This window comes from Peterkaempfera podocarpi, assembly GCF_042466665.1.
GTDB lineage: Bacteria > Actinomycetota > Actinomycetes > Streptomycetales > Streptomycetaceae > Peterkaempfera > Peterkaempfera podocarpi.
The window spans coordinates 6,185,514-6,197,930 of sequence record NZ_CP162102.1; the positions used below are offsets into that span (position 1 = coordinate 6,185,514).

At 74.5% G+C, this 12,417-nt stretch carries 15 protein-coding genes; 7 read left to right on the forward strand and 8 right to left on the reverse strand.

The annotated features are described in order from the left end of the window. Positions 1–20: 20 nt before the first annotated feature. Both AB0761_RS27105 and AB0761_RS27110 read right to left on the reverse strand, forming a co-directional pair. On the reverse strand, positions 21–794 hold the full coding sequence (locus AB0761_RS27105; RefSeq protein ID WP_377271740.1) for a hypothetical protein: 774 nt from the start codon (positions 792–794) through the stop codon (positions 21–23). A 4-nt stretch (positions 795–798) separates the two neighbouring features. Then, positions 799–1,302: a SigE family RNA polymerase sigma factor gene (locus AB0761_RS27110; protein WP_377271741.1), complete on the reverse strand. Its 504-nt coding sequence runs from the start codon at positions 1,300–1,302 to the stop codon at positions 799–801. Between the two features lie 436 nt (positions 1,303–1,738). On the opposite strand from AB0761_RS27110, the gene AB0761_RS27115 reads away from it, so the two are divergent. After that, positions 1,739–2,221 carry a YcxB family protein gene (locus tag AB0761_RS27115; RefSeq protein ID WP_377271742.1) on the forward strand — a complete coding sequence of 161 codons (483 nt, stop codon included), beginning with the start codon at positions 1,739–1,741 and terminating at the stop codon, positions 2,219–2,221. A 112-nt stretch (positions 2,222–2,333) separates the two neighbouring features. Then, positions 2,334–3,026, forward strand: coding sequence for an RraA family protein (locus tag AB0761_RS27120; protein ID WP_377271743.1), 693 nt, complete (start codon positions 2,334–2,336; stop codon positions 3,024–3,026). Positions 3,027–3,044: 18 nt separating this feature from the next. On the opposite strand, the gene AB0761_RS27125 is transcribed toward AB0761_RS27120, so the two are convergent. After that, entirely contained in the window at positions 3,045–3,563 is a 519-nt protein-coding gene (locus AB0761_RS27125) for a GNAT family N-acetyltransferase (protein WP_377271744.1), read from the reverse strand. Positions 3,564–3,692: 129 nt separating this feature from the next. On the opposite strand from AB0761_RS27125, the gene AB0761_RS27130 reads away from it, so the two are divergent. Further along, positions 3,693–3,893, forward strand: a complete 201-nt coding sequence (locus tag AB0761_RS27130) for a hypothetical protein (protein ID WP_377271745.1) — start codon at positions 3,693–3,695, stop codon at positions 3,891–3,893. A 74-nt stretch (positions 3,894–3,967) separates the two neighbouring features. On the opposite strand, the gene AB0761_RS27135 is transcribed toward AB0761_RS27130, so the two are convergent. From AB0761_RS27135 to AB0761_RS27155, 5 genes are all read right to left on the reverse strand, one after another. Continuing rightward, positions 3,968–4,420, reverse strand: coding sequence for a DUF3618 domain-containing protein (locus AB0761_RS27135; protein ID WP_377271746.1), 453 nt, complete (start codon positions 4,418–4,420; stop codon positions 3,968–3,970). Next, positions 4,396–4,833, reverse strand: coding sequence for a phage holin family protein (locus tag AB0761_RS27140; protein ID WP_377271747.1), 438 nt, complete (start codon positions 4,831–4,833; stop codon positions 4,396–4,398). The genes AB0761_RS27135 and AB0761_RS27140 overlap by 25 nt, the downstream gene beginning before the upstream one ends. An 88-nt stretch (positions 4,834–4,921) precedes the next feature. Beyond that, a complete protein-coding gene (locus AB0761_RS27145; protein WP_377271748.1) occupies positions 4,922–5,929 on the reverse strand; it encodes a rod shape-determining protein in 1,008 nt (335 codons plus the stop codon). Positions 5,930–6,205: 276 nt separating this feature from the next. After that, a complete protein-coding gene (trxA, locus tag AB0761_RS27150) occupies positions 6,206–6,577 on the reverse strand; it encodes a thioredoxin (protein WP_377271749.1) in 372 nt (123 codons plus the stop codon). A gap of 76 nt (positions 6,578–6,653) precedes the next feature. After that, positions 6,654–7,472, reverse strand: coding sequence for a VOC family protein (locus AB0761_RS27155; protein ID WP_377271750.1), 819 nt, complete (start codon positions 7,470–7,472; stop codon positions 6,654–6,656). A gap of 136 nt (positions 7,473–7,608) precedes the next feature. Here AB0761_RS27155 and AB0761_RS27160 point away from each other — a divergent pair, with 136 nt between their 5' ends. From AB0761_RS27160 to AB0761_RS27175, 4 genes are all read left to right on the forward strand, one after another. Then, positions 7,609–8,421 carry a rhomboid family intramembrane serine protease gene (locus AB0761_RS27160; protein WP_377271751.1) on the forward strand — a complete coding sequence of 271 codons (813 nt, stop codon included), beginning with the start codon at positions 7,609–7,611 and terminating at the stop codon, positions 8,419–8,421. Positions 8,422–8,532: 111 nt separating this feature from the next. Then, a complete protein-coding gene (locus AB0761_RS27165; protein ID WP_377271752.1) occupies positions 8,533–9,066 on the forward strand; it encodes a 2Fe-2S iron-sulfur cluster-binding protein in 534 nt (177 codons plus the stop codon). Further along, positions 9,063–10,055, forward strand: a complete 993-nt coding sequence (locus AB0761_RS27170; RefSeq protein ID WP_377271753.1) for an FAD binding domain-containing protein — start codon at positions 9,063–9,065, stop codon at positions 10,053–10,055. The genes AB0761_RS27165 and AB0761_RS27170 overlap by 4 nt, the downstream gene beginning before the upstream one ends. After that, the gene (locus AB0761_RS27175; RefSeq protein WP_377271754.1) at positions 10,052–12,160 is read left to right on the forward strand and encodes a xanthine dehydrogenase family protein molybdopterin-binding subunit; all 2,109 of its coding nucleotides are present in this window, start codon (positions 10,052–10,054) and stop codon (positions 12,158–12,160) included. Before AB0761_RS27170 ends, AB0761_RS27175 begins: the two co-directional genes overlap by 4 nt. Positions 12,161–12,417: the final 257 nt, after the last annotated feature.

The window sequence follows — 12,417 nt, forward strand, 5'->3', positions numbered from 1 at the left end:
GCGGTGCGCGGCCGGGACGCTCAGGGCCCGGGGGACACGGCCGCTGTCCGAAGCAGGCTCAGTGCCTGGTTCCGGACGGCCGCGGTGGGCTCGGACAGGCAGGCGGTGCCGATCAGGAACGTGGTGGAGCCGTCGACGGGCAGCGGCAGGTCCAGATAGAGGGACGCGGTGCCGCCCAGCTTCCGGCAGATGGCGGACGGCTGGTCCGCACTCACACTGCGGCTCGGCGGGCTCCCCGTCGTCCAGGTCTTGGAGGTCCGCCACAGCCGCAGGGCGACCAGCACCTGCCGCCGGTGCAGTTGCGACACCGGCAGGCAGCTGTGCGGTGCGGCGGCTCCGCCGTCCAGGGCGACACCGCACAGACCGCTCCCGGCCGACAGCGGAGCGTTGGCGACATAGCGCACCGCGCCCTGGTCCTCCCCGGCCGCCGTGGCGTTCAGCGTCTGCCAGCCGGGCGGTACCACCAGGCGCAGACCGTCCAGTGACTCCAGCGCGGTGCGGGTGGACGACGGGCCGGGTGTCGGTACGGAGGCGCGCGAGGAGGCGGCCACTGCCGTGCGGTCCGGGCCTGTCTGCGGACGCGGCAGCAGCGTCGCGGCCACCGCGAGCAGGGGGACGAGGGCCGCCGCGGCGCGCAGCCGCCGGGTACGGCGCACCTGGCGGCGGACCCGCTCCATCCGGTCCGGTGGCGCCTGCAGGTCTGCCGGCACCCCGGGCAGCAGTGCGGCACGCAGCGCGGCGATCTCCCGCTCGTGCTCCTGCCGGTCGGCGTGTTCGGGGCGTGGCGTGGTCATCGCCTCACCCCCGGACCGTGACGCCGTCGGGCAGCCGGTCGCGCAGGGTGCGCAGCGCCTTCGCCGCCTGGCTCTTGACCGTGCCGACGGAGCAGCCGAGCAGCGCGGCGGTCTCCTCCACGGTGCGGTCCTCCAGATAGCGCAGCACCACCACGGCCCGTTGCCGGGGCGGCAGCCGCCGCAGTGCGGCCTGCACTGTGCGCTCCAGGTCGACCTCCCCGTAGCGGTCGTCCGTTCCGGGGGTCTCCGGGAGCCGGTCGTGCGGCACCTCGCCCCGCCAGCGCCGCCGCCACCAGGAGGCGTGCACATGCACCATGGTCCGCCGGACATACGCCTCGGGGTGCTCGTCGGCGATCCGCCCCCATCGGGGCCAGGTCCTGGCCAGGGCCGTCTGCAGCAGATCCTCGGCGAGGTGCCGGTCGCCGGTGAGCAGCCAGGCCGAGCGCAGCAGCCGGGGCCCGCACAGGGCCACGAACTCCTCGAACTCCGTCCAGCCGCTCCCCGCCATACCGTCCTCGTGCTGATCGCCGCCGCTTACCGGGTACTTCCACGCGCACTGAACCGGTCGGCATTCCCTCCGGGTTGCCCGGTGTGGCGCGGATCACTTCGACCGGGTGTGCGGATCCGGTCCCCGCCGGGGGCCGGTCCGGTGGGCCGGGCGACGGCGCAGCGGACCCTGGGGGATTCCGGCGACGTCCAGGTCGTCGGCGGGGCACCGGAGCCGCCGAGCCGCCGCATCACCCGCGGTTACGCGGCCCGGCTGCGGCGGGGGCCTTCCGCGGCGCGGGAGAGCCGGAGCCGCCGGTGCCCCGCAGCAGGCGCAGCGGCAGCCCGCACCCCGTTGGACAACCCCCGGTGCCGGCGGGCGATTTCCCCGGGCGCGGCAACCGCATGATCGGTACGCTGGCGCGGCCGCCCACACCGCCAGGGAGACGACCGCCCCGATGGACCTGACCGCCAGCTTCCAGCTGACCACCGCGGAGTTCCGCACCGCGATGCGCAACTCCGCACCCATACGCCGCCTGCTGCTGGTGACCCCCCTGCTGGCGGTCCTCGGGCTGGTCGTCCTGCTGCTCGACGGCTCGTCCCTGATGCTCTGTGTGGGCCTCGGCCTGCTGGTCTTCACCGAGGGGGTCGTTCGTCTGGCGGCGCGCAGGTCCGCCGGCCTGTTCACCGAGCCGTGGACCGTGCGGGTCACCGAGGAGACCTACTCCCTGAAGACCCCCGTGAGCCGGGCCGAGGTCGGCTGGCAGGCGTACCGCCAGGCCAGGGAGCGCGCCGGATTCTGGTATCTGCAGCAGACCAACGGAGTGTCGGGCTTCCTGCCGAAGCGGGCCTTTGACGACAGCGCGCAGGCGGAGCTGGCCGAGTTCTTCGCCCGCAGACTGCCTCCGCAGAAGCAGCCCTGGTATCGCCCGCTGTCCTGACGGCCGGTCGCCCCGGAGCCGGGGCGCTCCGGTGCGGAGCCCGAACCGCCGCTCCGCACCCGGCAGTTGATCGACACCGACGGGCACCTGCCCGCACGAGGGAGAGCAGAGCATGCTGAGCGCATTCGCCGACCTGTCCACTCCGCTGGTCGCGGACGCCTGCCTCCGCAGCGGTGTGCCGCTGCGCGCGGCCCCGTCAGGCATCACCGCCGTGGTGCCCGGGCAGCGGATCGCGGGGCGGGCGCTGCCGGCCCGGCACTACGGCAGCGTGGACGTTTTTCTGGAGGCGTTCGGACATGCCGAGCCCGGTGACGTCCTGGTGGTCGACAACGGCGGCCGCACGGACGAGGCCTGCGTCGGCGACCTGGCGGTTCTGGAGGCCGAGTCGGCAGGGCTGGCCGGCCTGGCGGTGTGGGGACTGCACCGCGACAGCGCGGAACTGGTGGAGATCGGCCTGCCCGTGTTCAGCTACGGCAGCTACCCGCCCGGCCCGGTGCGGCTGGACGAGCGCGAGCCGGAGGCGCTGGTCAGCTCGCGCTTCGGACCCCACCTGGTGAGCGCCGAGGACATCGTCCTCGCCGATGCCGACGGTGTGCTGTTCGTCGCGGCCGCACACACCGAGGAGGTACTGGCGACGGCGCGCCGGATCCTGGAGACGGAGCGGGAGCAGGCCCGCCGGATCCGCTCCGGCGATTCCCTGCGCAGCCAGACGGCCTTCGACGACTATCTGGCGCGCCGCGCGGCCGACCCCTCCTACAGCTTCCGGCAGCACCTGCGGCGGATCGGCGGGGCGATCGAGGAGTGACCGCCCGACGGTCCGCGGTCAGCGGGCCGCCTCCTCCGTGGCCAGCCGCCATCTGACCTCTCCGTCCTGGAGATCGCCGGTCGGTGCCAGCCCCGCGGCGGCGGCGACAGCCGCGGACGCACGGTGGTCCGGGTGGATGTGGGCCACGACGGTGTGCACGGACTGCCGTCCGAGCCAGGCGACAAGACCCCGCGCTGCCTCGGTGGCGATCCCGCTCCGCTGCCAGGGGGTGCCCACCACCCAGGCGATCTCCGCCTCCCGGCGGTCTCCGGCCCGGGTGACCGTGGCCTGGACCCACCCGGTCAGACAGGACTGCTCCTTGAGCCGGACCACCCAGTTGCACCAGGAGACGGCGGGGTCGGGAGACCCCGCGACCAGCCGTGCCCAGCGGGCGCGCAGCTCCTGCGGTGCGGCGGGGGAGCCGCCGGTGAAGGTGTGCAGCAGCGGGTCGGACAGCACCGCGGCCATCTCCTCCGCGTGCTCGACCTCCAGTGGCAGCAGGGTGAGCCGGGCGGTGCGGATGACCTCGGCCTGCATGGTGCGCACGCTCCCTCGGGACATCGGTGGTGAGCGCCATTGCCGTGGCCGGCCCGACCATGAGTGAATGCCGCCCACAGTAAGGGAAGTCCGCGCGCGAACCCGCCCGCGGACCGGGCAAGGAGACCGATGGCGGTGGGGGACACCGACCGCAACGGGCGGCCGGAGATCGTGGTCGGGGCGTCCGGGGAGGACGAGCGAGGCGCGGTCTGGATCGTCCCCGGTGGCGCGTCCGCGCCGGTCTATGCGTCGGCCGTCGCATACGGTCAGACGGCCTTCGGGCTGTCCACCGCGTGGCCGGCCCACCTGGGCAGGGAATCGGTGGAGTGACGCCGGCCGGGCGCGCGGTGCACAGGACCGCGCGCCCGGCCGGAGGGCCGGTCCGCCGTGGACCGGGCCGCAGGTCAGTGGTGGCGCCGATGGAGGGCGGCCGTCCAGCCGGGCTTCTGCTGGGCGTGCCTGCCCCGCAGCAGGACCGCCCCGGCGGCGGCACCGGTGCAGACCGCCAGCACCCCGGCGGCCAGTGGTGCGCGGCCGCGCAGATGCCGGCCCGCGCTGCCCGGCTCGGTCACCGGCTGCATGGTGGCCGTCGGACCGGCCGGATGGCCGTCCATCACGGCCGTACCGCCGGTCGTCCGGCGCGGCATGTGCGCCGCGTCCTTCACCCGGTACGCGGTGTGCTGTGCGGTGCCCGCCACCGAACTCCTGACCCCGTCGAGCCGCCGCCTGGTGTCCTGGGCCCGCCGGTGTGCCATCCGGCCGGGCGAGACCTTGTCGGCGAGCCTGTCCACCGTCTCGGACAGATGGCGGCGGGTGTCCTCGATCTCGTGCCTCAGCTCCTCGGGTGTCGTGCCCACTTGGCGTCCTCCTTCAGCGTCTCCATGGTGTGCTGCGGCTTCGGGTGGACGGCGTTCAGCTTGCGGCGTCCGAGCAGTGCCAGCACTCCGGCGATCACTGCCCACACACCGGCGACCACCAGCGCCGCCCAGGCGATGTCCATCAGGTGTGCCAGTCCGAAGACCCCGGCGAGGCTGCCGAAGAGCACCAGCAGATGGCCCGCGTACCCGGCTCCGCCGAGCATCCCCGCGCCCTTGCCGGCTTTGGCGGCCTCCTCCTTCATCTCCATCCGGGCCAGGGTCATCTCCTGGCGCATCAGCAGCGACAGGTCCCGTCCCACCTCGCCGACCAGTTCGCCCACCGAGGCCTGGTCGCCGTTGTGGGCGGCCGACCGCCGGTCGATGATCGGTTCGTACACCTGGGATCCGGCCATGGTGGGCCTCCTTCGCCCTCGGCAGGTTCGACCTCCCCCACTGCGCCGGGTTTCCCGTGAGCCTCGCGGCAAACCCGGCAGGCACGGGTCAGCGGTCGGGAGCGGTCTCCAGCAGACTCCGCAGCGAGCGCTCCTCGGCGCAGCGGCCCGCGCCGCGCACCGCGGCGGTGCCGGGTTCGGCGGCGATCCGCACCGGGGTGCCGGTCGCCTTCTGGAGCAGCCGGTCCAGTCCGTGCAGCCGCGCTCCCTCACCGGTGAGGGTCACCCCCTGGTCCAGTATGTCCCGGTAGAGCTCGGGCGGGCAGCGGTCCAGCACGTCTCCCACCGCCGCCACGATCCGGTCCAGCGGGTCCCGCAGTGCGGCCTGGACGTCCCTGGTCTCCAGCAGGAGTGTCACCGGCATCCCGCTGGAGGCGTCCATCCCCCGTACGGCCAGCGGGCGGCCCTCGGCCTCGGCCTCGGCCAGCCCGGTCTTGAGGTTCTCGGCCGTGTGCCGGCCTATGTCCAGCTGGTGGCGCTTGCGCAGATGCGTACGGATCGCGCTGTCCAGCACATCGCCGGAGACCGGCACCGACCGGGCGGCGACCACCCCGCCCAGGCACAGCACCGCGATCTCGGTGGTGCCGGCGCCCACATCGACGATCAGGCTGCCGGTGGCCTCCTGCACCGGCAGGCCCGCGCCGACGGCGGCGGCCACCGGCTTGGGCAGCATCCGCACCCGGCCCACCCCCACCTGGCGGCAGGCCTCCAGGACCGCCCGCCGGCCCACTCCGGTGGTGTCCGACGGTGCGCACACCACCGCCTGGGTGCGGCCCGGGTTGCGGTGGCCGGCGAGCAGCAGCAGATGGTGCAGCATCCGGCCGGTGACCTCGAAGTCGTCGATGTTGCCGGCCCGCAGCGGGCGGATCACCTTCACATGGGCCGGGGTGCGGCCGGCCATGCGGCCGGCCTCCGCACCGATCGCCAGGATGCGGCCGGTGGTGGTGTTGACCGCCACCGCCGAGGGCTCATTGACCGCGACACCGCCGTGCGCGTTGTAGACGCGCGTCGCGGCGGTGCCGAGGTCGAGTGCTATGTCGCGCGTCAGCAGGCCCACGGTCGTCCTCCCAGCGGGATGTGTGGACGCCGGCCGTCCGCCCGGTCCGACGCCTGTACGACCATGCTCGCCCGGCGCCGCCGGACCGCAATCCGGGCCCGCCCGCGTCTGCCCCGCCCACCCCCACCCACCTGCGGGGCCGTTCGCTGCGAGCCCTCGGCCCGCTCCGCCGGACGGGTGACACCGCCCCCGGGGGCGGGGGAGAGAGACCGCGGCCGGACAAGCGGACCCGGGGAGCACGCGGGCGCTCCCCGGGTCCGCCCCCGGCGGTGCTCGTCAGCGGGGCTGCTGCTGCTCCACCTTGGCCCGCACCTCGGCCATGTCCAGCGCACGGACCTGGGAGAGCAGGTCCTCCAGGGCGGGCTGCGGCAGGGCGCCCGGCTGCGAGAAGACCAGCACGCCGTCCCGGAAGACCATCAGGGTCGGGATGGAGCTGATCTCCAGGGCCGACGAGAGCTCCGGCTCCGCCTCGGTGTCCACCTTGGCGAAGACCACATCCGGGTTCTTCTCGGCCACCCGCTCGTACACCGGGGAGAACGCCCGGCAGGGTCCGCACCAGGCGGCCCAGAAGTCGACCAGCCTGATGCCGTCGCCCTGGACGGTCTCGATGAAGTCGTCCTTGGTCAGCTCGATCGTCGAGGTCGCCATGGTGCCTGCTCCCTGGGGAAGGTCTCACGGCGCCCGTACGGCCGCCGCACCCCGCCCAACCGGTCGGCCCCGGCCGCTATTCCGCAGCCGCGTCCCGGCACGCCGGCGCATCCACGTCGGCCACCCGGAACAGACCGCCCTCGCTGTCCCGCAGCACCGCGACCCTGCCGTACGGGGTGTCGGTCGGCGGGCCGACCACCTCGCCGCCGAGCTCGGCGGTGTCCCTGGCCGCCGCATCCACGTCCGACACGGCGAAGAAGACGTCCCAGCGGGGCCGGATCTGCGGATCGGGCGCGGACTCCACCGCACCGCCGCACAGCCCGGCCACCGGATGCCCGTCGACCCGCAGCACCACCCGGTCGTGCTCCCACGCCACATCGCTGCGGCCGTCCGGATCGGAACCCCATCGGAAGACCTCGCCGTAGAAGACCGCCGCCGCGAAGGCGTCCCGGGTCTGCAGCTCGATCCACACGGGCACACCCCGCAACCGCCGCATCCGCCACCCGGGTGACTTGTCGCCCTGCCAGATCCCGAAGACGGCCCCGGCCGGATCAGCCGCCATCGCCGCCCGGCCGTCCTGGAAGCCCAGCGGTCCCACCGCGACCGTCCCGCCGGACTCACGCACCGCCTGAGCCGTCCGGTCGGCGCTGACCGCTCCGAAGAAGACCGTCCAGGAGACCGGGAAGCCCAGGTTCTGCGCCATCGACCCCAGCCCGGCCACCGGTACGCCGTGCGCGGTGGCCTCCACGTAGGGGCCCAGCCGCTCCGAGCGGGCCCGGCGGAACTCCCAGCCCAGCAGAGTGCCGTAGAACCGCCGGGCCTCGTCCAGATCGCGGGCCATCAGATTCACCCAGCACGGGGTGCCCGGCAGGGACCGCCACTCGTGCTCCGACATCGACCGCCGCCTTCCTCCTGCTGCCCTGCGCCGTCCCGCCCCGCTGCCGTCCCTCCTCGATCCTCACAGCTGCGCCCGTCCGGCGCGCGGCGGCGGCGGGAGGTTCGCCCGCTCCCCGGACGGGCAGGGGCCATCCGTGGTCATCCCCGTGCACGACATCAACCCGTCGCGGCGCACACCCTGGGTCACCTATGCGCTGATCGCCGTCAATGTGGTGGTCTTCCTGCGCACCCCGGGCGCGATCTCCTCCCCGGCCGGCAGCGGGACGCCCGCGGCGCTGTGCCGGGCCCAGGCCTTCATCGAGCAGTGGGGCGCCGTGCCCCGGGAGCTGATCCACGACCGGCTGCCCGCGCTGGTCCCCACCGGCAGCGCGGTGCTCGGCCCGGGGGGCCGGGTCGGCTGCCTGCTGGCGCCGCCGGCATACGGCAAGTCGCCGCCGCTGTCGGTGCTCACGGCGATGTTCGTGCACGGCAGCTGGCTGCATCTGCTCGGCAACATGCTCTTCCTGTGGATCTTCGGCAACAACATCGAGGACCGCCTCGGCAAGGTCCGCTATCTGCTCTTCTACCTGCTCTGCGGCTATGCGGCCGGGTACGGCTTCGCGGTGCTCACCCCGGACTCCGACACGCCGCTGATCGGGGCCTCCGGCGCGATCGCCGGAGTGCTCGGCGCCTATCTGGTGCTCTATCCGCGGGTCCGGGTGTGGAGCCTGGTGCCGTTCCTGTTCTTCATCCCGCTGCGGCTGCCCGCCTGGGCGGTGCTGGGGCTCTGGTTCGTCCTCCAGGCGTTCTACTCCGCCGGGTACGGGGTCTCCGAGGCCGGCACGGTCGCCTATGCGGCGCATGTCATCGGCTTCGCCGTCGGTGCCCTCCTCGCCGTCCCCCTGCGGCCGGGCACCCGCCCGCCCCCGGAACCGCGGCCGGTGCAGGTCCGCGGCCCGCGCTGGTGACCTCCCGGCGGCGGACGCGGCCGCCCGCCGCAGACGGAGGTTTGGGTCGGCGTGCCGCGGATACCGGGAGGGGTCGAGCAAGCCCACCCCCGGCGAGGAGGACATACGCCCATGGACGACGAGGACCGGCGATGCCCCTCCAGCGTGGTACGGCTGCGGGTCAACGGGACGCCGTACCGGCTGCGACTGGACAACCGCACCACGCTGCTCGACACCCTGCGTGAGCATCTGGACCTCACCGGGGCCAAGAAGGGCTGCGACCACGGGCAGTGCGGTGCCTGCACCGTGCTGGTGGACGGCCGGCGCAGCAACAGCTGCCTGCTGCTGGCGGTGGCCCTGGACGGGGCCTCGGTCACCACGGTGGAGGGGCTCGCCGACGGCGAGCGGCTGCATCCGGTCCAGGAGGCCTTCCTGCACCGCGACGCCTTCCAGTGCGGCTACTGCACACCCGGGCAGCTCTGCTCCGCCGTGGGGGTGCTTGCGGAGGCGGCCGCGGGGATGCCGAGCGCGGTGACGCCGGCGGGGCAGCGGGCGGTGCTGGACGGCGCTGAGATACGTGAGCGGATGAGCGGCAACCTGTGCCGGTGCGGCGCGTATCCCCACATCGTCCGGGCCGTGCAGGACGCGGCGGGGGCGGCACGGTGAAGGGGTTCGACTACCGGCGGGCCGAGGACCCGGCCGCAGCGGTCGCCACCGTCACCGCGGCACCGGGCGCCCGCTATCTGGCGGGCGGCACCAATCTGGTCGACCTGATGAAGCTCGGTGTGGAGGCCCCCGACCTGCTGGTCGACATCGGCCGGCTGCTCGACGACCGGGTCGAGGAGACCGCCGACGGGGCCGTCCGGATCGGCGCCGGAGTCCGAAACAGCGACCTGGCCGCCCACCCCGCCGTGCGCCGCAGCCGGCCCGCGCTCTCCCAGGCACTGCTGGCCGGTGCCTCCGGGCAGTTGCGCAACACCGCCACGGTCGGCGGCAATCTGCTGCAGCGCACCCGCTGCCCGTACTTCCAGGACACCTCCAAGCCCTGCAACAAGCGCGACCCCGGCAGCGGCTGCCCGGCGATCGACGGCGCCCATCGCGATCTGGCGATCCTGGGCGCCTCCGACCGGTGCATCGCCACCCACCCCTCCGACATGGCGGTGGCCATGGCCGCGCTGGACGCCGAGGCCGTGGTGCTGGGCGCGGCCGGGGAGCGCACCGTACCGGTGGCGGAGCTGTACCGGCTGCCCGGGGACCACCCGGAGCGGGAGACGGTGCTGGCGCACGGCGACCTGATCACCGAGGTGCTGCTGCCGGCCCTGCCGCCCACTGCCAGGTCCGGCTACCGCAAGGCCCGCGACCGGGCCTCCTTCGCCTTCGGCCTGGCCTCGGTGGCCGCCGTACTGGAGGTGCGCGACGGCACCGTGCACCGCGTCGGGCTCGCCTTCGGGGCGGTCGCGGCCAGGCCCTGGCGGGCCCGCACCGCCGAGCAGGCGCTGCACCGCGCCCCCGCCACCGCGGAGTCCTTCGCACGGGCCGCCGACGCCGAGCTGGCCGCCGCCCGCCCCCTGCGTGACAACCGCTACAAGGTGCCGCTGACCAGGAATCTGATGGTGGCGCTGCTGACGGATCTCACCGAAGGGGCCGCCCGATGAGCACCACTGGCAGCCGCGCCCTGGGCGCACCCCTGTACCGGGTCGAGGGCCGCGCCAAGGTGACCGGAGCCGCCCGCTACGCCGTGGAGGCCTCCGTTCCCGACGCCGCGTACGCCTGGCCGGTGCCCGCAACGGTGGCCCGGGGCGCCGTCACCGCCGTCCACTGCGGGGAGGCCCTCGCGGAACCGGGTGCGCTGGCGGTGCTCACCCATGAGAACGCCCCCCGGCTGCGGGAGACCGAGGACGCCAACCTGGCGGTGCTTCAGTCCCCGGCGGTCGCCCACCGGGGCCAGGTGGTCGCCCTGGCCGTGGCCGAGACCCTGGAGGCGGCGCGGTCCTGTGCCGCCGCCGTCCGGGTGGAGTACGCGGAGCTGCCGCACGATGCGGAGTTCCGCGGCGACCACCCCGGCCTCTACACCCCCGGGGAGGTCAACGGCGGCTATCCCACGGACCGGGAGCGGGGCGGCTTCGACGCCGCGTACGCCGCCTCCCCCGTGCAGTTCGACGCGAGCTACCACACTCCGCCGCTGCACAACCATCCGATGGAGCCGCATGCCTCGGTCGCCGAATGGGACGGCGGCAGGCTCATCACCCGGGACTCCGACCAGGGCTCCAGCGACGCCCGGAAGACCCTGGCGGCGCTCTTCGGCCTCGATCCGCGCGATGTGCTGGTCGTCGCCGAGCATGTCGGCGGCGGCTTCGGCAGCAAGGGCATCCCGCGGCCGCAGCTGGTGCTCGCGGCCATGGCGGCCCTGGTCGTGCAGCGGCCGGTGAAGCTGGCGCTGCCGCGCTCGCTGCTCCCCGCGCTCACCGGGCACCGGGCGCCGACCGCCCAGCGGGTGCGCATCGGCGCCGACCGGGACGGCCGGATCTCCGCACTCGCCCACGAGGTCGCCACCTGCACCTCGACCCTCGTCGAGTTCGTGGAGCAGGCGGCGGTCCCCGCCAGGCTGATGTACACCTCCCCGCACAGCCGCACCACCCACCGGGTGGTGGCGCTGGACCTCCCCACCCCCTCCTGGATGCGGGCCCCGGGGGAGTGCCCCGGCATGTTCGCCCTGGAGTCGGCCATGGACGAACTGGCGGAGGTCTGCGGTGTGGACCCGGTCGAGCTGCGGATCCGCAACGAGCCCGCGGCCGAGCCCGACTCCGGACGCCCCTTCAGCAGCCGGGGCCTGGTGGACTGCCTGCGCGAGGGCGCCCGGCGCTTCGGCTGGCACGACCGCGACCCGCGCCCGGGTGTGCACCGGGAGGGCAGGCTGCTGCTGGGAACCGGGGTCGCCGCCGCCACCTACCCGGTGTACGTCAACCCCTGTGCGGCCGAGGCCCGTGCGGAGTCCGGCGACCGCTTCACCGTACGGATCAACGCCACCGACATCGGCACCGGTGCACGCACCGTCCTCGCCCAGATCGCGGCCGATGCCCTGGGCGTGCCCGCGGACGCGGTCCGCGCCGAGGTCGGCCGCAGCGATCTGCCCGACGCCAGCGTCGCCGGCGGTTCCTCCGGCACCTCCTCCTGGGGCTGGGCCGTCCACAAGGCCGGCCGGGAGCTGCGCCGGCTGCTCGACCAGGACCACGGCGGCGCGGTGCCCTCCGGAGGCCTCGCCGTCGTCGCCGACACCACCGAGGACGTCGCCGCCGGGCGGGAGTACGCCCGGCATGCCTTCGGCGCCCAGTTCGCCGAGGTCCAGGTGGACACCGCTACCGGAGAGGTCCGGGTGCGCCGGATGCTGGGGGTGTTCGCCGCCGGACGGATCCTCAACCCGCGCATGGCGCGCTCCCAGTTCATCGGCGGGATGACCATGGGCCTGGGGATGGCGCTGCTGGAGGGCTCCACCGTGGATCCCCGCTTCGGCGACGACGTGGAGCGGGACCTGTCCGCCTACCATCTGCCCACCTGCGCCGACGTGCCCGACATCGAGGCCCACTGGGTCGACGAGGACGACCCGCACCTCAACCCGATGGGTTCCAAGGGCATCGGCGAGATCGGCATCGTGGGGGCGGCGGCCGCGGTGGCCAATGCCCTCCACCATGCCGTCGGCCACCGCTTCCGCAGCCTCCCGGTCCGGCCCGACACGGTCCTGGCGGCGCTGGGAGCCTTCTGAGCGTCCGTATGCCGGGCGGGGAACGGGAGCCGGGCATCCGGGCCGGGCTGGGCGGCGGGCCGGTGTGCGGCCCACCGGCGCCGTGAGCCGTGAGCCGGGGCGACCGTGCGGCGTGGCCCTCGCGGACCCTTGCCGTCGGTCCCCGGAGGGGCCGCCGGGCGCCGCCCGTAGGGGTCTCCGCCGGCGCCCGGCCCGCGGCCGGCGGCCGAGGTGCCGGATGGATGTTCCATTGCCGTAAGCAGAATCTACGGTGAACT

What these genes read in the sequence shown, in the direction of transcription:
- trxA (WP_377271749.1), bottom strand. Translation starts at nt 6,577, where the DNA reads ATGGCGACCTCGACGATCGAGCTGACCAAGGACGACTTCATCGAGACC.
- AB0761_RS27120 (WP_377271743.1), top strand. Translation starts at nt 2,334, where the DNA reads ATGCTGAGCGCATTCGCCGACCTGTCCACTCCGCTGGTCGCGGACGCC.
- AB0761_RS27130 (WP_377271745.1), top strand. Translation starts at nt 3,693, where the DNA reads ATGGCGGTGGGGGACACCGACCGCAACGGGCGGCCGGAGATCGTGGTC.
- AB0761_RS27140 (WP_377271747.1), bottom strand. Translation starts at nt 4,833, where the DNA reads ATGGCCGGATCCCAGGTGTACGAACCGATCATCGACCGGCGGTCGGCC.
- AB0761_RS27110 (WP_377271741.1), bottom strand. Translation starts at nt 1,302, where the DNA reads ATGGCGGGGAGCGGCTGGACGGAGTTCGAGGAGTTCGTGGCCCTGTGC.
- AB0761_RS27175 (WP_377271754.1), top strand. Translation starts at nt 10,052, where the DNA reads ATGAGCACCACTGGCAGCCGCGCCCTGGGCGCACCCCTGTACCGGGTC.
- AB0761_RS27155 (WP_377271750.1), bottom strand. Translation starts at nt 7,472, where the DNA reads ATGTCGGAGCACGAGTGGCGGTCCCTGCCGGGCACCCCGTGCTGGGTG.
- AB0761_RS27165 (WP_377271752.1), top strand. Translation starts at nt 8,533, where the DNA reads ATGGACGACGAGGACCGGCGATGCCCCTCCAGCGTGGTACGGCTGCGG.
- AB0761_RS27115 (WP_377271742.1), top strand. Translation starts at nt 1,739, where the DNA reads ATGGACCTGACCGCCAGCTTCCAGCTGACCACCGCGGAGTTCCGCACC.
- AB0761_RS27105 (WP_377271740.1), bottom strand. Translation starts at nt 794, where the DNA reads ATGACCACGCCACGCCCCGAACACGCCGACCGGCAGGAGCACGAGCGG.
- AB0761_RS27125 (WP_377271744.1), bottom strand. Translation starts at nt 3,563, where the DNA reads ATGCAGGCCGAGGTCATCCGCACCGCCCGGCTCACCCTGCTGCCACTG.